Genomic DNA, 23081 nt, shown 5'->3' with positions numbered 1-23081 from the left:
GGGGGATCAGTAGAGTGGCGCCACACCACAAGCTGGAGCATAACAATGACAAACCTCTCTACCCCCCGAGTACAAGCCAAGGCGCCCTGGGGCGACCTGCAGATAGCCGGCATGCCCATGATGATCTTCCTGGGGCTCGCCACCTGCGTCCTCTTCTCCGGCTGGAACGGCTCACTGCCGCTCGGCATGGTCGGTGCCCTGGCGCTGATGTTCGTGCTCGGCACCCTGCTGACCGAGCTCGGCGAGCGCATCCCCCCCATCCGTGAATACCTGGGTGGCGGCACCATACTTGCCATCTTCGGCGGCGCCGCCCTGTTCGAGTACGGCGTCATGCCGGCCGAGGCGGGCCAGGTGATCACGAACTTCATGAAGGAGGGGGGCTTCCTGAACTTCTTCATCGCGAGCCTGGTGACCGGCTCTGTGTTCGGCATGAGCGGCGCCCTGCTGAAAAACGCCGCCATGCGCTACCTGCCGGTGATCCTGGGGGGCGTGGTGCTGGCGCTGGTCAGCGTCGGCCTGGTCGGTACCCTGCTGGGTTACGGCTTCAAGAACGCCGTGCTGCTCATCGGCCTGCCCATCATGGGCGGTGGCATGGGCGCCGGCGCCGTGCCGCTGGTGGAGATCCTCTCCGGGCCGCTGCAGATGTCCAGCGCCGATCTGCTGTCGCGCATGGTGCCGGCGGTGGTGATAGCCAACACCCTGGCCATCCTGGTGGGCTCCCTGCTGGCGCGCCTCGGCCGCCGTTACCCCTCCCTGACCGGCAACGGCAAGTTGATGCTCAAGGAGAACGCCGACGGCGTGGCCGAGGAGAAGGCCCAGGCGCCGACCCTGGAGAGCCTGGGGCTCGGCCTCTTCATCAGCTCCAGCATGTTCGTGCTCGGCTCCCTGCTCGGCAACTTCGTCCCCATGCACCCCTTCGCCCTGATGATCCTGGCGGTGGCCATCATCAAGGTGAGCGGCCTGCTGCCGCGCCGCTACGAGCAGGCGGCCGCCGACTGGTACCAGTTCGTGGTGGGCAACCTCACCCCTTCCCTGCTGGTGGGCATCGGAATCGCCTACACCAGCATCCCGGAGCTCATCGGCGCCTTCTCGGTCAACTACTTCATCATGGTGCTGACGACCGTGGTGGGCGGCGCCCTGGGGGCGGCCATTGTGGGCCGGATGATCGGCTTCTATCCCATCGAGGCGGCCATCACCGGCGGCCTGTGCATGGCCAACATGGGGGGCACCGGCGACGTGGCCGTGCTGTCGGCGGCCCAGCGCATGAAGCTGATGCCGTTCGCCCAGATCTCGTCCCGTCTCGGGGGGGCCTTCATGTTGATCTTGGCCACCCTCATCATCTCCCTGCTGGCATAAGGAACACAGAATGAACGACACCATGATGGGCACCAGCCTGCCCTATGCCGAGCGCAAGCGTCAGGGCCTGATGGGGCGCATGCCCCACAAGGAGGAGTCCCTCTCCCAGCAGCGGCGCCGGATCTACCGCTTGGTCAGCGCCATGCAGAGCCCCTTCGATCAGCACCTGCTGCTGCGCCAGCTGCAGGAGGACAACCCGGTGCTGTTCTACGATCTCGTGCGCCACCACCTGCCGGAGCTGCTGCCGATCATCTACACCCCCGTGGTGGGGGAGGCGTGCCAGCGCCACAGCGATCTCTACCTGCGCAGCCACGGCCTCTACCTCTCCTGGCATGACAGGGACGATCTGGACGACATCTTCGCCAGCGTGGAGCAGGAGGTGGATGTGATTGTCATCTCCGACGGGGAGCGGGTGCTGGGGCTCGGGGATCTTGGCATCGGCGGCATGGGGATCTGCATCGGCAAGCTGGCGCTCTACAGCGCCGCTGGCGGCATCAACCCGGCGCGCACCCTGCCGCTGTGCGTGGACGTGGGCACCAACAACCCGGAGCTGCTGGAGGATGACTCCTACCTCGGCTGGCAGGCGCCCCGGGTCGACGGGGAGGCCTACTACCGCTTCATGGACAAGGTGGTGGCCGCCATTCACAAGCGCTGGCCCGAGGTGGTGCTGCAGTTCGAGGACTTCGCCGGCAAGCATGCCGCGAACCTCCTAGCCCGCTACCGGGACGAGCTCTGCATGTTCAACGACGACATCCAGGGCACGGCGGCGGTCGCCTCCGCCTGCGTGCTGGCGGGCTTGCAGCAGGCGGGCAGCCGGCTTGCCGACACCCCTGTGCTGATCGTCGGGGCGGGCTCGGCGGGGTGCGGGATCGCCGCCATGCTGGCCCAGCTGGCGGGCAGCCCGGAGCAGATCTGGCTGTTCGATCAGCACGGCCTGGTGTGCCGGGATCGCGCCGATTTGACGCCGTCCCAGCAGCCCTTCGCCCGCGCACCGGAAGAGGCCTGCGCCGAGCTGCCGGCGCTGATCGCCCGCCAGCGCCCCGGGGTGCTGATCGGGGTGAGCGGCCAGGGCGGACTGTTCGACGAATCGGTGCTGACGGCCATGGGAACCGTGTGTGAGCGTCCGGTGATCCTGCCGCTCTCCAACCCGACCCGCAGCGCCGAGGCGACGCCAGCCGAGGTGTGGCGTGCCACCGACGGGCGTGCCCTGCTTGCCACCGGCAGCCCCTTCCCGCCGGTAGCGGTGGTCGGGACTATGAGGGTCGTCTCCCAGTGCAACAACGTCTACGTCTTCCCCGGCATCGGCCTGGGTGCCTGCGCGGTCAAGGCGCGCCGCATCAGCGATGGCATGCTGCAGGCGGCGGTGCGGGCGGTGGGGGCCTATCCCCTGGTGGCTGGTCGTTTGCTGCCTCCCATCGAGCAGGTGGGAGAGGTAGCCCGCGCCGTGGCCAGGGCGGTGGCACTTTGCGCCCGCGATGAGGGGTTGGCGGATTTTGTCGGCGATCCCGCACCTTTGATTGACCAGACCTGGTGGCGCCCGCACTATTGGTCCGCCTCCTGAGCCTGCAAGGTACATAGATGAAACTGCGCCACCAGCTAGTCACTCTCTCCCTCAGCCTGTCGCTGCTGCTGATCCTGATCCTGGGAGCGCTGCTCGCGCTCTTCATCCGCCATCTGCTGGAGAACAGCCTGGAGGAGAAGGGCAGCGATCTGGCGCGGGTGCTGGCGGCGGATAGCCGAGTGGTGCAGGCCCTGCAACTGGGCAAGGATCCCGGCCTTAGGGACTATGTGCAGGGGATCTGCGACCGCACCGATGCCGCCTACATGGTGGTGACCGACGAGCACGCCCGCCGCCTGAGCCATCCCTCCCCCGAGCTGGTGGGCCAGACATTCCGGGGGGAAGACATCTGGCCGGCGATCCACGAACGCCGAAGCTACTGCTCCCGGGACGTGGGCACCCTGGGCCCCGCCATCCGTTGCTTCTCCCCGGTGATCGGGGCGGACGGAAGCGCCATCGGCGTGGTGGTGGTGGGGTATCTGATGCGGACGGTGGAGGGCATCTACCTGGATCGCATTGCCCTGCTCCTCGGTGCCATCGGTGCCGTGCTGGGCTGTGGCCTGCTGCTGGCGCTCTGGTTGCAGCACCGGCTCAAGCGTACCCTGCTGGATCTGGAGCCTGAGACCATAGTCAATCGCTTCGCCCAGCAGGACCTGGTGCTGGAAGGGATCTCTGAGGGGATAGTGGCCCTCGATGGCAACCATCGCATCAGGATGCTCAACAGCGCGGCCTTCTACCAGCTGCGGCTGCCGGGCACCGGCCGCCACGCCCTGCTTGGCCAGTCGCTGGCCGAGCTGGCCCCCAGCCTGCTACCGGCCCTGACCCAGGAGGGCAGCGTGCGCTTCACCGTGCAGGGAGAGGACTTCGTCGGACACTGGCAGGAGCTGAGCGGCCGCGAGCCGGGGCGCATGCTGATCTTCAGTCGGCCGGACGGCACCGGCAGTCTTGGCATGCAGGTCACCCACCTGCGCCAGTATGCCGAGATGCTGCGCATCCAGACCCACGAGTTCGCCAACAAGCTCGGCAGCCTCTCCGGCTTGCTGCAGCTCGGCCACGTGGAGGAGGCGGTGGAGCTGATCCAGCAGGAGAACGAGGCCTGCCAGAACATGTTGCAGGATCTGCTGCGAGCCATCGAGAACAAGCCGGTGGCCGGGCTCATCCTCGGCAAGTTCAGCCGGGCGCGGGAGCTGGGGGTCGAGCTGGTACTGGATCCTGGCTCGTCCCTCGGGGAGTACCCGGCGGAGGTGTCGGCGGATCTCATCACCTGCCTCGGCAACCTGCTGGACAACGGCCTGCGCGCCGCCTGGGGGAACCGCGAGCACTGTCCCCCCAGAGTGTTGGTCTCCATCGATGATTTCGGCCGGCGGCTGGTGATCGAGGTGGAGGACAGCGGCGAGGGGGTGGATGAGGCGCTGGCGGATCATCTGTTCGACTACGGCGTGAGTCGTCAAACCGGAGATCATGGCGTAGGTCTCTTTCTGGTCAAGAAGACCGTGGCCCGCCGCGGCGGTGTGATAGAATGGCGGCGCACCGCCGAGCAGACGACACTGTTCGGTATCTATTTGAATAAAAACCAATTGGTGTAAGTCATGAAGCCAATTTTCACGTTGATTATCGAGGATGATGAGAGGATCAGCGCCATCCTGGCCGAGCTGATCGCCTCGACCCCGGGATACTCTTTGCTGGGGCGGGCCGGGAGCCTGGCCGAGGCCGATCTCATGCTGCGCGCCACCGAGCCCCAGTTGCTGGTGGTGGACATCTCCCTGCCCGATGGCTCGGGGCTGGAGTGGGTCAACAGATTGCGAAACCACAACCGGGAGGTGTTCGTGGTCATGGTTACCGCCTCCTGCGACGTGGAGACCATACAGCAGGCCCTGAACCTCGGGGTACAGGACTACATCATCAAGCCCCTACGACTGTTTCGCATCCAGCAGAGCCTGGACGAGATCCTCACCCTGCACCGTCGCCTGTGCGAGCGCGGCCTGCTGGAGCAGAGCGATCTCGATCGGCTGATGGGCAAGGGGCGGATCCAGCCGAGGGAAGTGCGCGACACCCCCAAGGGGATCGACGCCATCACCCTGCGCCAAGTGCTGGAGCTGCTGGCCGGCGAGCCGGATACCACCTTCTCCACCGACACGGTGGCGCTGCGCCTCTCCCTGAGTCGTACCACGGCGCGTCGCTACCTGGAGTTTCTTGAGTCTGAAGACAAGCTGGATGTGGAGCTCAACTACGGCCAGCGCGGTCGTCCTGAGCGCCGCTACCACTGGCGTCGGGTCGGGTAGGAATACAGAGCAAGACAGAAACAACGAGGGAGCCTGGGCTCCCTTTTTGCGTGTGTGGCGCCGGCTATGCCCCTTCCAGCAGGGGGCGGCGGGTTCGCGGCTTGAGCTGGGAGAGCATGACCCCGATCAGGATGAGGCCGCCCCCCAGCAGGTGATAGCCGTGGATGGGCTCCCCCAGGGTGATGACGGCGATGAGGGCCGTGCACAGGGGCATCAGGTTCATGAAGACCGAAGTGCGCTCCGCCCCCAGGGTGGCGAGGCCGCGCATCCAGCAGTAGGCGGCGAAGATGGAGGAGGCGAGGCCGGCGAACAGCACCATGCTCCAGCCCTGGGCGGGAATGGCCAAGGAGTCGGCAGAGAGGGCCACCGGGATCAGCAGCAGCACCGCCAGCAGGATCTGCAGGTAGAGGTTGAGCCAGGGGCCGAACGGCAGCTGCCAGCGGCGGATCAGCAGGCCATAGAGGGCATAGCTGGCCGCCCCCAGCAGCATCATGCCATCGCCCGGGTTGATGCCGCTGTGCAGCAGCGCCAGGGGATCCCCCTGACCCAGCAGCCAGAGCACCCCGAACAGGGAGAGGCTCATGCCGAGCAGCGCCTGCTTGCCCGGCTTCTGGCCGAAGCAGCAGGCCCCGATGAGCAGGGTGAGCAGGGGCAGCAGGGAGCCGATGACCCCCATGTTGGTGGCCGAGGTGCTGTGGGCGGCGTAGTAGGCGAGGCACTGGTAGAGCACCATGCCGAGCAGGGAGAGCACCAGCAGCTTGCCGAGCCAGGGGCGGATGTCGGCCCGGCGGCGCCACAGCTGCGGCAGACAGAAGGGGGTCAGCGCCAGGGCGGCGATCACCCAGCGATAAAACGAGATGGCGGCGGGATCCAGCACGCCGGCGGCGGCCTTGGAGACCACGGTATTGGCGGCCCAGATCAGGATGGCGAGAAGGGGGAAGAGAAAGGGCATAGGCACTCCTTGGTACGATGGGGAGAGTCTAGCCTTGTCTTGAACGAGGTAAGTAGCGTAAATAAGACATGTCATAACCGCTTTGGGACAATCTGCATGGGCAGCCTCACCCTGGCCGAGCAGGATCGCCTGCTGGCCGACCCCAACCCCCTCTACTTTCGCTACAGCCAGATCCAGGGGGGCAACGCCTGCGCCGAGCACGCCCACCCCTGGGGCCAGCTCAGCCTCATCAGTCTGGGGGTCATGGTGGTGGAGGTGGGGGGAGAGCGGCTGGTGGCCCCCCCGGACTACCTCATCTGGGTGCCGGCGGACCTGCCCCACAGCGCCTTCAACGAGCAGACCCTGGATTACACCTCCATCTACGTCAGCCACGAACTGGCCCCGCGCCTGCCACGGGAACCCCAGCTGCTGGCCCTGACCCCCTTGCTGCGGGCCCTGCTGGAGGATTTCACCCAGCGCCGGGTCGGCCACATGGAGGATGAGTGGGATGCCCGTCAGGGGGCGCTCTTCATCGAGAAACTGGCTCGCACCCGCTGTCAGCCGAGTTACCTGCCCCAGAGCCGGGATCGCCTGCTCGCCCCCCTGCTGGCGGCGCTGCAGGCGGCGCCGGAGGACAACCGCACGCTGGTGGAGTGGGCGAAGGCGCTGCACACCACGGAGCGCACCCTGGCGCGGCGCTGCCAGAAGGAGCTCGGCATGAGCCTCGGCCAGTGGCGCACCCGGCTGCGGCTGGTGAAGGCGCTGGACTGGCTGCGCGGCGAGATGCCGGTGCAGGAGATCGCCTGGCGCCTCGGTTACGCCTCGACCTCGGCCTTCATCGCCATGTTCCAGCGCGAGCAGGGCTGCGCCCCCCAGCGTTATCGCCAGCAACTGGGCCAACCCGGGGCCTGATCCAAACGGCGGGAGCCGGAATGAAGCAAGGGCGCCATGGGCGCCCTTGTTGATGGCAGGAGTGGCTTAGAAGAAGCCGAGGGGATTGATGTCGTGGCTCACCAGCAGGTTCTTGGTGTTCTGGTAGTGGTCCAGCATCATCTTGTGGGTCTCGCGGCCTATCCCCGACTTCTTGTAGCCGCCGAAGGCCGCGTGGGCCGGGTAGGCGTGGTAGCAGTTGACCCAGACCCGGCCGGCCTGGATGCCACGCCCCATGCGCCAGGCCAGGTTGCTGTCGCGGGTCCAGAGGCCCGCCCCCAGGCCGTACTGGGTGTCGTTGGCAATCGCCAGCGCATCCGCCTCGTCCTTGAAGGTGGTGACCCCGAGCGCCGGCCCGAAGATCTCCTCCTGGAACACCCGCATCTTGTTCTGGCCCGAGAAGATGGTGGGCTGGATGTAGAAGCCCCCCTCCAGCCCGCTCACCTTGGCGGGGCCACCGCCGATCAGCATTTTTGCCCCCTCGCCACGGCCGATCTCCATGTAGCTCAGGATCTTGTCGAACTGCTCGCGGGAGGCCTGGGCGCCGACCTGGGTGGCGGTGTCGAGGGGGTTGCCCTGCACGATTGTGCGGGCGCGGGCCAGCACCCTGTCCATGAAGTCGTCATAGATGCTGGCCTGCACCAAGGCGCGGGAGGGGCAGGTGCACACCTCGCCCTGGTTGAAGAAGGTCATCAGCATCCCTTCCACCGCCTTGTCGATGTAGCTGCTCTCGTGCTGCATCACGTCGGCGAAGTAGATGTTGGGGGACTTGCCACCCAGTTCGACGGTGGAGGGGATCAGCTTGTCGGCGGCGCAGCGCAGGATATGGGCGCCCACCTCGGTGGAGCCGGTGAAGGCGAGCTTCTGGATCCGGTCGCTGGTGGCCAGCGCCTGGCCCGCCTCGGCGCCGAAGCCGTTGACCACGTTGACCACGCCGGGGGGCAGGATGTCCTTGATGAGATCCATCATCAGCATGATGGTGACCGGGGTCTGCTCGGCGGGCTTGAGCACGCTGCAGCAGCCGGCCGCCAGCACAGGGGCCAGCTTCCAGGCGGCCATCAGCAGCGGGAAGTTCCACGGGATGATCTGGCCGACCACGCCGATGGGCTCCTTGAAGTGGTAGCTGACGGTGTTCTGGTCCAGCTCGGCGGCCGAGCCCTCCTGGGCGCGGATGCAGCCGGCGAAGTAGCGGAAGTGATCCACCACCAGGGGGAGATCCGCGGCCAGGGTCTCGCGCACCGCCTTGCCGTTCTCCCAGGTCTCGGCGACGGCGAGCCGCTCGATGTTCTGTTCGATGCGATCGGCGATGCGCAGCAGCAGGTTGCTGCGCTCGGTGACGCTGGTCTTGCTCCAGCTGGCGAACGCCTTGTGGGCCGCGTCCAGGGCGAGCTCGATGTCGGCGGCGTCGGAGCGGGCCACCTCGCAGAACACCTTGCCGTCCACCGGCGAGATGTTTTCAAAGTAGCGGCCGGCGCGCGGCGCCACCCAGTCGCCACCGATGAAGTTGTCGTAACGGGACTTGAAGCTGACCAGGGCACCTGCCTGACCGGGAGCGGTATAAATCATCTCATCATCCTTATGTGTGTGTGGTCCTGACCGGCCTGGCGGGCAGTCCGGTTGCGTTGGGTATCGCAAGGGACGTGCCAGAGGAGCTGACCAGTAGATGAAAAGTTACAAAAACGTTACCAAATGGGGTGCGACGGCGTATCTTGATTAACCAGTGATCCCGGTCGTGGCGACGAGGCTGTGCCGTTTCTGGACAGTGGCCGCGACACTGTGCCCTTTGTGAACAGGAGGCGTGATGAGCGAACTTCCCCAATCCAGCCCGAGCCCAATCCAGCGTTCCTGGGAGCGCTGCCTGCACCAGGGGCTCAGCCGCCAGCAGAGCGCCGAGCTGGACCTGCTGCCCCAGGGGGAGCTGTCGGCCCGCCAGGAGCAGCACAGAACCCTTATCACCTGCTTCCAGCGCTTCGTGCTGCCGCTCTTTGCCCAGCTGCTGGCGGGCAGGCCCTGCCGGTTGCTGCTGTGCGACGCCGAGGGGGCCATCCTGGCGGTGAGCGGTGACGACGGCTTCGCCCGCCACGCCGAGCGGATCTTCCTGCGCAGCGGCGCCCGCTGGGGGGAGGCGAGCAAGGGCACCAACGCCATCGGTACCGCGCTGGCCGAGCAGAGCGAGGTGCAGGTGCTGGGGGCGCAGCACTTCTTCGCCCAGCACAGCTTTCTCAGTTGCAGCGCCTGCCCCCTGCTCGGGCCGGACGGGCAACTGCTCGGCGTGCTCGACATCTCCACCGATGCGGCCCACCACGGCGGCGATATGCTGGGCACGGTGCGACTGCTGGCCATGACCCTGGAAAACGCCCTGCTGGCCCGCCAGCCGGGCTGGCTGGTGGATCTCGATCCCCAGAGTCTCTGGTCTGCCCGCCTGCTGCTGGGGGAGGGGGGCGAGCTGCTCGGGGCCAACCGAGCCGGTCGGCTCTGGCTCGGCCAGCACCCCTTCGACGGCCCTCAGCTGCTGCGGGATCACCGCGGCCTGCGGCTGGATGGTGGCGTTGCGTCCACCTCAGTCTCCACACCACAAGATCAGACGTCGGTCCCCCTCAAGATGCTGGAGCGCGGCATCTCGCTGCTCATCGAGGGGGAGACCGGCAGCGGCAAGGAACATCTGGTGCGCGCCCTGCATGCCCAGTCGAGCCGTCGGGAGCGCCCCCTGGTGTGCGTCAACTGCGGCGCCCTGCCGGCGGAGCTGGTGGAGGCCGAGCTGTTCGGCTACGTCGGCGGGGCCTTCAGCGGCGCCCGCAGCCAGGGCAGCCAGGGTTATCTGCGTGCCGCCCAGGGCGGCATCCTGATGCTGGATGAGGTAGGCGAGCTGCCGCTCCTGGCCCAGACCCGGCTGCTGCGGGTGCTGCAGGAGCGCGCCGTCACTCCGGTTGGCAGCCACAAGCCCGAAGCGGTGGATTTCTGGCTGGTCAGCGCCAGTCATCGGGATCTGGCGGCCATGGTGGCGGCCGGGACGTTCAGGGAAGATCTCTACTACCGGATCTGCGGCTGGCGCCAGCAACTGGTGCCGCTGCGGGCCTGGTCGGCGCGCGAGCGGCAGGCGCTGATCTCGCGCCTGCTCGCCGAGATGGATCCCGCCCTGCGCCTGACCGATGAGGCCGAGGGACAGTTGCTGGCCCACCCGCTGCCCGGCAACGTGCGCCAGCTCAAGCAGGCGCTGGAGGTGGCCTGCGTGCTGGCGGAGGGTCAGGGCTGGATTGAGCCTGCTCACCTGCATCTGCCGGAGGCGGCGGGCGTGCAGGTCCCATCCCATGGGGCCATCACCCTGCGCCAGCAGAACCGACAGCGGGTGCAGCAGACCCTGGCCGAGTGCGGCGGCAACGTGAGCGAGGCGGCGCGCCGGCTCGGCATCAGCCGTACCACCCTCTACCGGGCACTGCGAAAGGAGGGGTGAAGGGTGTTGCGACGCCCTGCGCTTGTGTAGACTGCCGATGGAAGGACCTTTTCTCTTTATTTTTCCATCGCATGGAGTGCGCAATGACCAAGATCATGATTGACGGGGCGGCCCGTCTCTCCCCCGGCTCTGGACAGACGATCTCCGTTTTCATGCCGGTGGTCGCCAGCCCGGTGCGTGTCGGCTGAGCCGGCACCGGCCTGCGCCCGGCGCGTGTCACAACCTTGGATCTGGATCAGCGCGGTCCGGTGCCACAAGGTGTAGGGTTAAAGCCCCTTTTCAGGTGTGATGTCGATGATCCCTTCCTATTCCCGCATGACGACGCTGTTGTTCTGGTGCCTGCTGGCGGCGAGCCTGCTGGCCATGGTGATATTTGAATTCGGTCCCGAGCGACGGGTCGATATCCTGAGCCAGGCCGGGATAGCCGTCCGCGCGCAGGATGACAGGGTCCATGACGGCTCCTCGGTCGCGACCCTGAGCGAGGGCGCTGGCCGGCCCGCCATCGACTGCACCCTGCGCCGCCAGTATGAGTACCCCTTTTGCGAGCTGATCCTGACGCTGACCGACCCCGAGCAGGGGCTGGATCTCTCCCGGTTCACCGGGGTGCGGGTGAAGCTGGATGCCAAAGGGCAGGGAGAGCAGGCCTGGCGCCTTTATCTGCGCAACTATGACCCCGCCTACTCGACGCCGGCGGATGAGAGCTCCCACAAGTTCAACGAAGTGCTCTTCACCTCTGATGATTTTGGCAGTGAGCAGGATGTGCCTCTGAACGTGTTTGCGCCCAGCTCCTGGTGGGTGCAGCAGTACAATATTCCGCTGGCCCAGCAGGGGCCGGATCTGCACCATGTCTATGCCATCGAGATCGCCTCAGATGACAAGATGCAGCCGGGGAATTACCAGCTGCGGCTGGACCGGCTGGAGTTTTATGGTCGCTGGGTGCGCCCGGGGGACTTTTACCGCGGCCTGCTGCTGAGCTGGCTGGCGTACGGGATCCTGCTGTTTCTGATCCAGAATCTGCTGTTCGGGGACAAGCTGCGCAAGGCCCGCGAGGCGCGCCTGGCGGCGGAGGCCCTGAGCGAGAGCCTGTGCGAGCAGCATCGCCGCACCGAGGAGGAGGCCCGCTACGATCCGCTCACCGGGGCCCTCAACCGGCTCGGCGGCGAGAAGCTCTTGAGCGAGCTCGGCGAGATGCCGCTCTCCTTCATCTATATCGACATCGATCACTTCAAGCGGGTCAACGACGGCCACGGCCACCCCATGGGGGACGAGGTGCTCAAGCACATGGTGAGCGAGCTGTTGCGCCACTGTGACTCCCTTTGCCGCCTGGTTCGCTGGGGCGGGGAGGAGTTTGTGCTGGTCTGCCTCCATTACGAAGAGGCCAGGGCCGTCGCCCTGGCGGAGCGGCTGCGGGGGGCGCTGGAGGCCTATGCCCAGTGGCCGGAGGGGCTGGCCATCACGGCGTCGTTCGGGGTGGCCGAGCGGCGCGGCGAGCCGCTGGAACACGTTCTCAAGCGGGCAGACGAGGCGCTCTATCAGGCCAAGAAGCGGGGGCGCAACCGGGTCGAGAGGGGATGAGCCGGTTCGGGATGGCTGGAGCCCGGGCTACCTCCCCGCTATGATGCGCCCCGTCCATTCATCTCTGGAGGCATTCCCATGGCACAACATATCGGCGCTCTGACCCTGCTGGTGGCCGACTACGACCAGGCCATCACCTTCTTCACCCGGGGGCTGGGGTTCGAACTGCTGGAAGACACTCTCCTCGACGAGCCGGGCAAACCGGGCAAGCGCTGGGTGCGGGTCGCCCCCAGGGGCGCCTGCGGCTCGGCCCTGCTGCTGGCCCAGGCTGCCAGCGAGGAGCAGCGGGCCGCCATCGGCCGACAGGGAGGCGGCCGGGTCTTCCTCTTCCTCGAGACCGACGACTTCTGGGGGGACTACGAACGCATGCGGGAGTACGGCGTCCATTTCTGTGAAGAACCCAGGTGCGAGCCTTACGGTACCGTGGTGGTGTTCGAGGACATCAGCGGCAACCGGTGGGACCTGCTGCAACGCACTGCTGCCAACTGAATCTGAAAACGTTTATCATCCCGCCCGTCATAAAGTCATAAAAGTGTCACAGAAAGTTCTAATAATTGGCGCACCCATCTTCACAGAGGAGAGAGAAGGGATATGGCTAAGCGAATTCTGGTGGTCGAGGACGAGGCACCGATCCGCGAAATGCTCTGCTTCGTGCTCGAGCAGAAGGGATATGAGACGATTGAAGCTGAAGATTACGCCGACGGACTGGCGAAGGTGCGCGAACCCTACCCCGAACTCATCGTGCTGGACTGGATGATGCCGGGCGGCAGCGGCATCCAGTTCATCAAGCAGCTCAAGCAGGATGAGGTGACCCGCCAGATCCCGGTGGTGATGCTGACCGCCCGCGGCGAGGAAGAGGACAAGGTGCGCGGACTGGAGGCGGGGGCCGACGACTACATCACCAAGCCCTTCTCCCCCAAGGAGCTGACCGCCCGCCTGCACGCCGTGATGCGCCGGGTCTCCCCCACCTCGGTGGACGAGGTGATCGAGGTGCAGGGGCTCAAGCTGGATCCGGTTTCCCACCGGGTCAGCGCCGAGGAGAAGGCGCTGGACATGGGGCCGACCGAATTCAAGCTGCTACATTTCTTCATGACCCATCCCGAGCGGGTCTACAGCCGTGAACAACTGCTCAACAACGTCTGGGGTACCAATGTGTACGTGGAGGACAGGACGGTGGACGTCCACATCCGCCGCCTGCGCAAGGCCATCGAGGAGACGGGGCACGACAGGCTGATCCAGACGGTGCGCGGAGCCGGTTACCGCTTCTCGACCCGTCTCTAGGGACTCCATGCCGGCCACGCCCGCCGGCTGATCCTCGCTCTTTGCCGTCTCTAGGAGACCTGAATGTTGCAACCTTACGCCTGGCGGCGACAGTTGTGGCGAATGGCGTTCTTCTACGCCCCTTTCGTCTTGGTAGGTTGGTTAATCGATTATCTCGCGCTCTGTCTGCTGGTGGCGACCGTGCTGCACCTGGGCTGGCACTACCGCTTCCAGAAGCGGCTGTCGGACTGGCTGTGGCACGATCGCAGCCTGGTCCCCCCCCACGGCAGCGGCAGCTGGGAATACATCTTCAACGGCATCTACAAGCTGCAGCAGCGCCACCGGGCACGGCGGCGCGAGCTGGCGGGGCTCATCCGCCGCTTTAGGGAAGGGGCCGAGGCGCTGCCCGACGCGGCCGTGGTGTTTCGCACCGACGGCAGCATCCTCTGGTGCAACCGGCTGGCGGAGCAGCTGCTCGGTTTTCGCTGGCCGGAGGACGCCGGCCAGCACATCGGCAACCTCATCCGCCATCCCGCCTTCGTCGCCTACCTCGGCAAGGGGCAGTATGACGAGCCGTTCGAGATGGCGTCCCCCATCAACGAGGAGAAGTTCCTCGAATTTCGCATCATGCCCTACGCCGAGGATCAGGCCATGCTGGTGGCGCGTGACGTGACCCGGCTGCGCAGCCTGGAGAAGACCCGCAAGCACTTCGTCTCCAACGTCTCCCACGAGCTGCGCACCCCGCTCACCGTGCTCAAGGGCTATCTGGAGATGACCGAGGAGCCGCCCCCTCCCGCCATGTGGGCCAAGGCCCACAGGGTGATGATGGAGCAGACCATCCGCATGGACAACCTGGTCAACCAACTGCTCACCCTGTCGCGCATCGAGGCCGCCCCCACGGTGGATCTCTCCCATCTGGTGGACATGCCCGCCATGCTGGGGCTGCTGGAGCAGGAGGCGCGGGCGCTCTCCGGCGAGCGGGGGCACCAGATCGTGTTCAACGTGCAGTCGAACCTCTTCGTGCGCGGGGATCAGGATCAGCTGCGCAGCGCCGTCTCCAACCTGGTCTACAACGCCATCCACTACACCCCGGCGGGGCGCAAGATCACCGTGGAGTGGCGCCAGCAGGGAGCCATGGCGCTGTTCGTGGTGCAGGACGAGGGGGAGGGGATTGCACCCGAGCACCTGGCGCGTCTCACCGAGCGCTTCTACCGGGTCGACAAGGCCCGCTCCCGCCACACCGGGGGCTCGGGTCTGGGCCTTGCCATCGTCAAGCATGCCCTGAGCCATCACGATGCCCAGCTCGAGATAGAGAGCCGGGTCGGGGCGGGCAGCCGTTTCAGCTTCCTCATCCCCGCCCGGATGGTGGTGGTTAAATAGTCTTTTCTGGCAATGAGTTAGAACGAGAGGAGGGCTGCGTCTGCAGCCCTCCTTGCTTGTGGGCAATTCCCTGGCCATGTCATCAAAGTGTCACATTAAATCCATAAATTTGTCACTGCCAGGTCAGATACTGGCGCCGTTTCAAGAACGGACCTTCTGTAACTTTGGGGAGGGTGATCGGGTTTGAACCACGTATCAACGTCATGCTGACGATTGCCTTCTGCAACCTTGGACTTGGAGAGATTGGATGAAACTCAACAAACTGGCTGGTGTCATCGGATTCACCGCAGCAACCCTGTTTTCTGTCAGCGCCCTGGCTGCCGGTGTGGATAAAGACCTGCCGGAATATGCACCGACCAGCGGCATCTCGGGCAACCTGTCCTCTGTCGGCTCGGACACCCTGGCCAACATGATGACCCTGTGGGCCGAAGAATTTAAGCGCATGTACCCCAACGTCAACGTGCAGATCCAGGCCGCCGGTTCCTCTACCGCGCCCACTGCCCTGACCGAAGGTGTCGCCCAGTTTGGCCCCATGAGCCGCGCCATGAAGGCCGGTGAAGAGGAGGCATTCGAGAAGCGCTACGGCTACAAGCCGACCGCCATCCGCGTCGCGGTCGACGCCCTGGCCGTGTTCGTCAACAAGGACAACCCCATCAAGGGGCTGACCATGTCGCAAATCGACTCCATCTTCTCCAGCACCCTGAAGTGCGGCGAAGCCAAGGCCGCCACCAAGTGGTCCGATCTGGGTCTGGATGGCAGCTGGTCCGGCAAGGATCTGCAACTGTTCGGTCGCAACTCGGTGTCCGGTACCTACGGTTACTTCAAGGAACACGCCCTGTGCAACGGTGACTTCAAGAGCGGCGTGAACGAGCAGCCGGGCTCCGCCTCCGTGGTGCAGTCCGTCTCCTCCTCCCTGAACGGCATCGGCTACTCCGGCATCGGCTACGTCACCTCAGGCGTGCGCGCCGTGCCGCTCTCCAAGGATGGCAAGACCTTCATCGAAGCGACTTCGGACAACGCCATCACCGGCAAGTACCCGCTCTCCCGCTTCCTGTACGTCTACGTGAACAAGCATCCGAACAAGCCGCTCTCCCCCATGGAGCAGGAGTTCGTGAAGATGATGCTCTCCAAGGCGGGCCAGAACATCGTTGCCAAGGACGGCTATGTGCCTGTGCCGGCCAAGGTAGTGCAGGCCGACCTGAAGAAGCTGGGCATCATGTAATCCCCCGTCTCCTTCAGAAAAAAACGAGCCCCAAGCGGGCTCGTTTTCATTGGTGCGCCATGGGATCTTTTTGGTCGCAGGGCGCAGCGCCTGGCTTGCGCCGGACGGCGGCATTTCCGAGAATAGGGCAATTTCATGGTAAAGGACTTTCTCATGCGCGCCTCCTCTCTCTCCCAATTCATCCTGTCGGCCCTGTGCGGCGCCTTGCTGGCCGGTTGTGCCCAGTCACCGACGGGCCGCAACCAGATGCTGCTCTTCTCCCCCCAGCAGATGAACCAGCTGGGGGCCGACTCCTTTGCGCAGATGAAGCAGCAGGAGAAGGTGAGCAAGGATGCCAGGATGAATGCCTATGTGGCCTGCGTGGCCAAGGCGGTGACCGCCCAGGTCCCCGCCAGCTATGGCATCACCAGCTGGGAGGTGGTGGTGTTCGATTCCAAGGAGGTCAACGCCTTCGCCCTGCCCGGCGGCAAGATCGGGGTCTACAGCGGCTTGCTGAAAGTCGCCAAGAATCAGGATCAGCTCGCCACCGTCATCGGTCATGAGCTGACCCACGTGCTGGCACAGCACTCCAACGAGCGGCTCTCCCGGGATCAGCTGACCGGCATCGGCCTCGCGGTGGCCGACGCCGCCATCGGCAGCAGTGACAGCCTCGGGGGCGCGGCCACCATGGCTGCCCTGGGGCTGGGGGTTCAGGTGGGGATAGCTCTGCCCTATGGCAGAACCCAGGAGAGCGAGGCCGACAGGCTGGGTCTGGAGCTGATGGCCCGTGCCGGCTTCGATCCGGCGCAGGCCATTCCCCTGTGGCAGAACATGAGCGCCGCCGCCGGCGGCAAGGCGCCGCCCCAGCTGCTCTCCACCCACCCAAGCGATCAGAGCCGGATCGCCAATCTGCAGGCCCAGCAAGCCGAAGTGCTGCCCCTGTATCAACAGGCGAGAGCCTCAGGTCTGGTGCCCCAGTGCAAGGCATAAGCCTGCGCCTGGCCCGTCCTGCCGATGCCGCCGCCATGACGGTGATGCAGCGGGCCAGCTGGCTGGCGGCCTACGGCGGCGTGCTCGGCAGCGACATGCTGGCCCAGCTGGCCGTCACCGACCACCTGCAGATCTGGCGTCGCCGGCTGGCAGAGCCAGGCCCCGTCCCCATGCTGATCTGCCGGGACGAGGTCGTGATCGGCCTGCTCTACTGGCAGGCGTGCGTGGAAGAGGGGCTCATGACGGCGCGCATCCGGGCGCTCTATCTGCACCCGGATCACTGGCGTCAGGGGCACGGCAAGCGGCTGTGGCAGGCGGTGGCGGTGCAGATGCGCCGGGCCGGCTGCGAGTGCGCCAGACTCTGGCTGCTGGATGGCAATCACATCGGCGAGGGGTTCTACCTGCGCCGTGGCTTCGTGTTCGACGGTCAGGAACGCACCCTGACGAGCCTGGGACAGACCTGTCAGCAGCGACAAATGTTCCGTTTGCTTTGATCTCTCTCCCGTTTTTCGCCCTCGGTCACTTTATTTTTTTTGCGAATTAATACAATGTGCCCCATCTGGACAGACTGGGTGGACGGCTCCACCGCAAGGGAGTGTGGCATGTATTACGGATTTGATATCGGCGGCACCAAGATTGCGTTCGCGGTGTATGACGGCGCCCTGACCCTCTGCCATGAGGAGCGCATGAGTACCCCGGGCAAGGATTACCAGGCGCTCAAGCAGGCGATCCGCGAGCGGGTCGAAGCGGCCGATGTGCGTTTTGGGGCGAAAGGAGCCGTGGGGATCGGGTTTCCTGGCATCCTCAATCGAGACGATGGGAGCATAGTGGCGGCGAACCTGCCCGCCATCCACGGCCGCCACCTGGGGGCCGATCTGGCGGAGCTGCTGGACCGCCCGGTCAGGGTGGACAACGATGCGAACTGCTTCCTCTGGTCCGAAGTGCACCAGGGGGCCGCGGAGGGTGCCGGCAGTGCGCTGGCCGTCACCATAGGGACGGGGATCGGCGGCGCCGTCTATCTGGCGGGTCGGCTCATCCAGGGTCGCAACTGGCTGGCCGGCGAGATCGGGCACTATCCGCTGCCCGCCACCATCCTGATGAAATACCCGGATTTGCCCCGTCCCCGCTGCGGCTGCGGCCGCCTGGTCTGTTTCGAAACCTATGCCTCCGGCACCGGGCTGGAGCGGCTCTATCACCACTTTCGGGGAGAGCGTGCCAGCGGGCACCAGATAGTCGCCCGCGCCGATGCCCGGGAGCCGGCGGCGCTCTCCACCCTCGACTGCTGGCTGGAGATCCTGGCGGCGGGCCTTGCCACCGCCATCTCGGTGATCGATCCCGATGTGGTGGTGCTGGGGGGCGGTCTCAGCGGATTGCCCGCCCTGTATGAAGAGCTGCCCAAGCGCCTGCCCGGCCATCTGCTGCCCGGCGTCGCCCTACCCGAGATCCGCGAGGCCCGCTTCGGCGGTGCCGGCGGTGTGCGCGGCGCCGCCCTGCTCAATCTGTGAGATCGGACCTTGGGTCTGATCTCCCCGAATCAAGGAGTCATCATGACCCGTCTTGAAATCTGTATCGACAACCTGGAATCCCTGTTCACCGCCCAAGAGGCCGGCGCGGATCGCATCGAGCTCTGTTCCGCCCTGGGCCTCGGCGGCCTCACCCCCTCCCACGGCTTCATGCAGCAGGCCGCGCGCCATGCCACCGTCCCCGTCTACGCCATGATCCGCCCCCGCGCCGGGGATTTCTGCTTTGGTGACGGCGAGTTCGAGATCATGCTGCAGGACATCGCCGCCGCCCGTGCCGCCGGACTGCAAGGGGTGGTGGTCGGTCTGCTGGATCAGGCGGGGCGGGTGCCCGCCGCCAGGCTCAAGAAACTGGTCGAGGCGGCGGGCCCCCTTGGCGTCACCTTCCATCGCGCCATCGATCTCAGCTCAGACTGGCGCGCCGATCTGGAAGTGATCCTGGCCGCCGGTTGCGAGCGCATCCTGAGTTCGGGTCATGCGCCGACCGCGCTGGCGGGGCTCGAGACCCTGCAGGCGATGCAGCAGGCGCTGGCGGGTCGCGCCAGCCTGATGCCCGGCGCCGGGGTCAATGCGGACAACGTGCGCACCATCATCGAATTTACCGGGGTGAGCGAGGTGCACATGTCCGGCATGGGCTGGCGCGGCGGCATGGTGCCCCATGGCGTCAACATGGGCACCTCGGACGACGGCCGGGTCAATATCACCGACGGTACCAAGGTCGCGGCGGTGCGGGCCCTGCTGGATCAGGCCTGAGGGTGAATTGACGCGGCGGCATGGTGACCCTCCCTGCGGGGTCAACATGGGCACCTCGGACGACGGCCGGGTCAATATCACCGACGGTGCCAAGGTCGCGGCGGTGCGGGCCCTGCTGGATCAGGCCTGAGGGTGAATTGACGCGGCGGCATGGTGTCCCTCCCTGCGGGGTCAACATGGGGACCTCGGACGATTGCCGGGTCAATATCACCGACGGCGCCAAGGTGGCGGCGGTGCGGGCCCTGCTGGATTACGTCTGAGGCTGAATTGGCGCGGCGGCATGGTGACCCTCCCTGCGGCGTCAACATGGATACCTCGGACGATGGCCGGGTCAATATCACCGACGGCGGCAAGGTCGCGGCGGTGCGGGCCCTGCTTCAGGCCTGAGGAGGGATTGGCGCAGCCGTCTCTTCCCCCTTCGCCCCTCGCGGGAGAAGGGCCCGGGGATGAGGGGCGGATGTGAACTCCCTCCCAGAGGCTGGGAAATCAGGGCCGTCGCCCGCAGCACCTCGCGAAAAAGTCTGATATCATCCCGACTCTTTTACCCTCAGGACCCGGAGCAACTTCTCAATGTCCCAATACGACTCTATCGAACAAAAGGCCAGCTATGGCATCGGCCGCAACATGGGTGATCAGCTGGCGCAGCAAGCCTTCGCCGGCCTGGATATCCCGGCCCTGCAACAAGGTCTGGCAGATGCCCTGAACGGTCTGGAGTTCGCGGTCAGCCGTGACGATATCAACGAGGCCTTCCAGGTCATCACTGCCCGCATGCAGGAAGAGCAGGAAGCCGCCGCCAAGGCCGCTGCCGCCGAAGGCGAAGCCTTCCTGGCCGACAACGCCAAGCGTGCCGGCGTAAAGGTGACCGACTCCGGTCTGCAATACGAAGTCATGGTCGAAGGCAATGGCGCCGTCCCGGTGGCCGGTCAGTCCGTGCGTGTGCACTACCACGGTACCTTCACCCACGGCGGCGTGTTCGACAGCTCCGTCGCCCGCGGCCAGCCGGCCGAATTCCCGGTGACCGGCGTGATCGCCGGCTGGGTGGAAGCCCTGCAGCTGATGCCGGTTGGTTCCAAGTGGAAGCTCTACATTCCGCAGGATCTGGCCTACGGTGCCCGTGGCGCCGGCTCCATCCCGCCGTACTCCGCCCTGGTCTTCGAAGTGGAGCTGCTGGACATCCTGTGATCCGGCTGGCGTGATGCAAACGGCGACCCCAGGGTCGCCGTTTGTTTTGGTGGCGCGCAGACGGGCCATGGGCCTTCACCCGGGATTTGGATATAGTCAGAGCGTCGTCCATGCCGGTCACGGGAGGAGAGGCGCCATGTCAGCCATCATCGAGGTCGTCGATCTCGTCAAGCACTTCCCCGGGGTAAAGGCGGTGGACGGGCTCAACTTTGCCATTTCCGCCGGCAGCTGCTTCGGCCTGCTCGGCCCGAACGGGGCGGGCAAGACCACCACCATAGAGCTGCTGGAGGGGATCCTCACCCCGGACAGCGGCGAGATCCTGTTTCACGGCGCGCCACGCGGCCCCGACTATCGTTCCCGCATCGGCATCCAGTTCCAGCACACCGCGCTGCAGGATTTTCTGACGGTGCGCGATACCCTGCGCCTGTTCGCCAGCCTCTATCCCAACCCCCTGCCGCGGGAGCTGCTCATCGAGCTGTGCGCCCTCGGCGAGTTCATCGACAGGGACAGTCGCAAGCTCTCCGGCGGCCAGCGCCAACGCCTGCTGCTGGCCCTGGCCCTGCTCGGGGATCCCGAGCTGCTGTTTCTGGACGAGCCCACCACCGGGCTGGATCCCCAGGCGCGCCATCACTTCTGGCAGCGCATCGAGGCGATCAAGGCCCAGGGCAAGACGGTGGTGCTCACCACCCACTACATGGACGAGGCCCAGCAGCTGTGCGATCGGATTGCCATCGTCGATCACGGTCACCTGCTCAGCCTGGATACCCCTGCCGCCCTGCTGGCCCACCACTTCGACGGCGTGCTGGTGCGCCTCGGGGATCACCCAGCCCTCGCCGGGCTCGGCTATGCGCTGCGCCCCTGCGGCGATCAGGTGGAGCTGAGCTGTCCCGACGTGGCGGCCCTGCTGCCAAGGCTGCTGAGTCTGGGCGTGCCGCTCACCGGCATGCAGGTGCGCTCCCCCAACCTGGAGGATCTCTTTTTGCACCTGACCGGCCATAGCCTCAGGAGCGGAGCATGAACGCCGCCTCATGGTGGCGCCCTATGGCGCCTGCCAGCATGTTACCGACGCCAGCCTGTTCAAGGAGCGGAAGATGACGGGATCCCTCAGGCGCATAGGTGCGCTCTTCTATGCCCGCAACCTGGAGTTCGTGCGCGATCGGGCCGCCCTGGTGTGGAACCTGGTCTTTCCACTCCTGCTGGTCATCGGCTTCTCCCTCATCTTCTCTGGCCCGCCCAGGCCGCTGGTGCAGATCGGCGTGCTGGGGGAGCTGCCCGCCACTTACGCCCCGCTGCGCGCCGTCCCGCTGCTCAAGATCATCCCCTATGACGAGGAAGCCAGGGGCCGGCTCAGGGTGCGCCACCACCAGCTGGACCTGCTGCTCTCACCAGAGGCGCACCGCTACTGGGTCAACCCGGACGCCCCCCAGGGGGCCATGGCCGAATACCTGCTGCGCCAGGCGGTGCAGGCCCCCTTGCAGAGGGAGACCCTGAGCGGCCGGGCCATCCGCTACGGCGACTGGCTGCTGCCCGGGGTGATCGGCATGAACCTGATGTTCTCCGGCCTGTTCGGGGTCGGCTTCGTCATCGTGCGCTATCGCAAGAACGGGGTGCTCAAGCGGCTGCGGGCCACCCCGCTCTCGGCCGCCGAGTTTCTCTGTGCCCAGCTGCTGTCACGGGTGCTGATCACCCTGGTGGTGAGCCTGCTGGTCTTCCTGGTGGCCCATTGGTTGCTGGATGTACCCCTGCTCGGGTCGGGCTGGCTGTTGCTGCTGATCGCCCTGGTCGGCGGCACGGCCATGGCCTCCCTCGGGCTGCTTATCGCCGCCCGGATCCAGAACGAGGAGCTGGCGAGCGGTTTGCTCAATCTCATCAGCTTGCCCATGATGTTCTTATCCGGCGTCTGGTTCTCGCTGGAAGGCTCTCCTCCCTGGCTGCAGGCCTTGGGGGCGCGCTTGCCGCTCAGCCAGATCATCGAGGCCGCCCGTGCCGTGATGCTGGAAGGGGCCGGGTGGCAGGCGGTGGCGGGGACCCTGGGTCAAGTCATGGTGTTTGCCCTGGTGTGCGTCACGCTGGGGGCGATGCTGTTCAAATGGAGCGCAAAATGAAGCCAATTCTGTGGTTGCTGCTGGTAGCAGCCTTACCGGTGCATGCCGGCACCCTGCGCTGCAAGAGCGCCCTGCTGACCGAGGGGGACACCACGGCCGAACTGCTGATCCGCTGCGGTCAGCCGCTGCTCAAGGAGGATCTCACCCGCTACGAGGAGAACGGCTTCGGGGCGAGGATGACGGTCAAATATGCCGAGCGCTGGACCTACAACTTCGGCAGGAGCGAGTTCATGCAGTTTGTCACCGTCGAGAACGGCGTCATCACCGAGATCGAAGACGGCCCCCGCGGCGGCTGAGTCCCCGGCCGGGATCTCATCCCATATTCTGTCCTGTGGCTCCCGGCTTCATCCCCCCTCTATCCCCCGGTTTCAATGCAAGAGAGCGTGGCTGCCCGATATTGGTTCATCCCACCCAATAGCGGGCCTGCCGGCAGAAAAACGAGTCTGATGAGTGAGTTATCAGCAGATTTCTCTGCCCCATCACGGTGCATTCAACATTTTTGCGAAAAAAAATCCTCATAGGATGGAAGGCTTTTGACAGCAGGCTATTTGGCAAATAAGGGTCTACTTTTGATTCTAAGAGTGCATATCACCTCGTTCTCATATTT

At 65.7% G+C, this 23081-nt stretch carries 21 protein-coding genes and 3 pseudogenes; 22 read left to right on the top strand and 2 right to left on the bottom strand.

The genetic code is table 11. The annotated features are described in order from the left end of the window. The first annotated feature begins 45 nt into the window (after positions 1 to 45). From I6L39_RS00995 to I6L39_RS00980, 4 genes are read left to right on the top strand one after another with little or no spacing between them, the layout of a single operon-like run. Positions 46 to 1356, top strand: a complete 1311-nt coding sequence (locus tag I6L39_RS00995) for a 2-hydroxycarboxylate transporter family protein (RefSeq protein WP_216990780.1) — start codon at positions 46 to 48, stop codon at positions 1354 to 1356. A gap of 10 nt (positions 1357 to 1366) precedes the next feature. After that, positions 1367 to 2917, top strand: a complete 1551-nt coding sequence (locus tag I6L39_RS00990; protein ID WP_216990779.1) for an NAD-dependent malic enzyme — start codon at positions 1367 to 1369, stop codon at positions 2915 to 2917. Between the two features lie 17 nt (positions 2918 to 2934). Then, positions 2935 to 4500 carry a sensor histidine kinase gene (locus tag I6L39_RS00985; RefSeq protein WP_216990778.1) on the top strand — a complete coding sequence of 522 codons (1566 nt, stop codon included), beginning with the start codon at positions 2935 to 2937 and terminating at the stop codon, positions 4498 to 4500. A gap of 3 nt (positions 4501 to 4503) precedes the next feature. Then, positions 4504 to 5196 (top strand): response regulator, encoded by a 693-nt coding sequence (locus tag I6L39_RS00980; protein ID WP_216990777.1) that lies wholly within the window; start codon positions 4504 to 4506, stop codon positions 5194 to 5196. A gap of 64 nt (positions 5197 to 5260) precedes the next feature. On the opposite strand, the gene I6L39_RS00975 is transcribed toward I6L39_RS00980, so the two are convergent. Further along, positions 5261 to 6148 (bottom strand): DMT family transporter, encoded by an 888-nt coding sequence (locus I6L39_RS00975; RefSeq protein WP_216990776.1) that lies wholly within the window; start codon positions 6146 to 6148, stop codon positions 5261 to 5263. A gap of 96 nt (positions 6149 to 6244) precedes the next feature. Here I6L39_RS00975 and I6L39_RS00970 point away from each other — a divergent pair, with 96 nt between their 5' ends. Further along, entirely contained in the window at positions 6245 to 7039 is a 795-nt protein-coding gene (locus I6L39_RS00970; RefSeq protein ID WP_216990775.1) for a helix-turn-helix transcriptional regulator, read from the top strand. Between the two features lie 66 nt (positions 7040 to 7105). Here the strand turns inward: I6L39_RS00970 and I6L39_RS00965 are convergent, their stop codons facing one another. Further along, positions 7106 to 8623: an aldehyde dehydrogenase family protein gene (locus I6L39_RS00965; RefSeq protein WP_216990774.1), complete on the bottom strand. Its 1518-nt coding sequence runs from the start codon at positions 8621 to 8623 to the stop codon at positions 7106 to 7108. Positions 8624 to 8858: 235 nt separating this feature from the next. Between I6L39_RS00965 and I6L39_RS00960 the strand changes: the two genes are divergently transcribed. From I6L39_RS00960 to I6L39_RS00880, 17 genes and pseudogenes are all read left to right on the top strand, one after another. Further along, complete coding sequence (locus I6L39_RS00960) at positions 8859 to 10508, top strand: sigma-54-dependent Fis family transcriptional regulator (RefSeq protein WP_216990773.1); 1650 nt, start codon at positions 8859 to 8861, stop codon at positions 10506 to 10508. A gap of 294 nt (positions 10509 to 10802) precedes the next feature. Then, positions 10803 to 12083 carry a GGDEF domain-containing protein gene (locus I6L39_RS00955; protein ID WP_216990772.1) on the top strand — a complete coding sequence of 427 codons (1281 nt, stop codon included), beginning with the start codon at positions 10803 to 10805 and terminating at the stop codon, positions 12081 to 12083. 78 nt (positions 12084 to 12161) lie between these two features. Continuing rightward, positions 12162 to 12572, top strand: a complete 411-nt coding sequence (locus I6L39_RS00950) for a VOC family protein (RefSeq protein ID WP_216990771.1) — start codon at positions 12162 to 12164, stop codon at positions 12570 to 12572. 102 nt (positions 12573 to 12674) lie between these two features. After that, the gene (phoB, locus tag I6L39_RS00945; RefSeq protein ID WP_005338414.1) at positions 12675 to 13364 is read left to right on the top strand and encodes a phosphate regulon transcriptional regulator PhoB; all 690 of its coding nucleotides are present in this window, start codon (positions 12675 to 12677) and stop codon (positions 13362 to 13364) included. Between the two features lie 63 nt (positions 13365 to 13427). Beyond that, a complete protein-coding gene (gene phoR, locus I6L39_RS00940) occupies positions 13428 to 14723 on the top strand; it encodes a phosphate regulon sensor histidine kinase PhoR (protein WP_216990770.1) in 1296 nt (431 codons plus the stop codon). A gap of 247 nt (positions 14724 to 14970) precedes the next feature. Continuing rightward, entirely contained in the window at positions 14971 to 15945 is a 975-nt protein-coding gene (locus I6L39_RS00935; RefSeq protein WP_209793866.1) for a PstS family phosphate ABC transporter substrate-binding protein, read from the top strand. A gap of 153 nt (positions 15946 to 16098) precedes the next feature. Then, the gene (locus I6L39_RS00930) at positions 16099 to 16914 is read left to right on the top strand and encodes a M48 family metallopeptidase (RefSeq protein WP_157005276.1); all 816 of its coding nucleotides are present in this window, start codon (positions 16099 to 16101) and stop codon (positions 16912 to 16914) included. Further along, complete coding sequence (locus I6L39_RS00925; protein ID WP_042074304.1) at positions 16902 to 17408, top strand: GNAT family N-acetyltransferase; 507 nt, start codon at positions 16902 to 16904, stop codon at positions 17406 to 17408. Before I6L39_RS00930 ends, I6L39_RS00925 begins: the two co-directional genes overlap by 13 nt. Before the next feature lie 108 nt (positions 17409 to 17516). Next, on the top strand, positions 17517 to 18419 hold the full coding sequence (locus I6L39_RS00920) for an ROK family protein (RefSeq protein ID WP_216990769.1): 903 nt from the start codon (positions 17517 to 17519) through the stop codon (positions 18417 to 18419). 42 nt (positions 18420 to 18461) lie between these two features. After that, on the top strand, positions 18462 to 19187 hold the full coding sequence (locus I6L39_RS00915; protein WP_216990768.1) for a copper homeostasis protein CutC: 726 nt from the start codon (positions 18462 to 18464) through the stop codon (positions 19185 to 19187). 31 nt (positions 19188 to 19218) lie between these two features. Next, positions 19219 to 19317: pseudogene (locus tag I6L39_RS00910) on the top strand (copper homeostasis protein CutC); the annotation flags it as partial. A 16-nt stretch (positions 19318 to 19333) separates the two neighbouring features. Continuing rightward, a pseudogene (locus tag I6L39_RS00905) lies at positions 19334 to 19447 on the top strand (copper homeostasis protein CutC); the annotation flags it as partial. Positions 19448 to 19455: 8 nt separating this feature from the next. Then, positions 19456 to 19574: pseudogene (locus tag I6L39_RS00900) on the top strand (copper homeostasis protein CutC); the annotation flags it as partial. A 183-nt stretch (positions 19575 to 19757) separates the two neighbouring features. After that, complete coding sequence (locus I6L39_RS00895; RefSeq protein WP_202006975.1) at positions 19758 to 20369, top strand: FKBP-type peptidyl-prolyl cis-trans isomerase; 612 nt, start codon at positions 19758 to 19760, stop codon at positions 20367 to 20369. A gap of 136 nt (positions 20370 to 20505) precedes the next feature. Continuing rightward, positions 20506 to 21387, top strand: a complete 882-nt coding sequence (locus tag I6L39_RS00890; protein WP_216990767.1) for an ABC transporter ATP-binding protein — start codon at positions 20506 to 20508, stop codon at positions 21385 to 21387. Positions 21388 to 21460: 73 nt separating this feature from the next. Then, positions 21461 to 22474, top strand: coding sequence for an ABC transporter permease (locus I6L39_RS00885; RefSeq protein ID WP_216990766.1), 1014 nt, complete (start codon positions 21461 to 21463; stop codon positions 22472 to 22474). Further along, positions 22471 to 22770, top strand: a complete 300-nt coding sequence (locus tag I6L39_RS00880; protein ID WP_084202532.1) for a DUF2845 domain-containing protein — start codon at positions 22471 to 22473, stop codon at positions 22768 to 22770. Before I6L39_RS00885 ends, I6L39_RS00880 begins: the two co-directional genes overlap by 4 nt. The last annotated feature ends 311 nt before the right edge of the window (positions 22771 to 23081 follow it).

Origin of the sequence: Aeromonas sp. FDAARGOS 1409 (genome assembly GCF_019048705.1) — a bacterium.
GTDB lineage: Bacteria > Pseudomonadota > Gammaproteobacteria > Enterobacterales > Aeromonadaceae > Aeromonas > Aeromonas sanarellii.
This window is presented reverse-complemented; position numbering and strand designations above follow the sequence as displayed.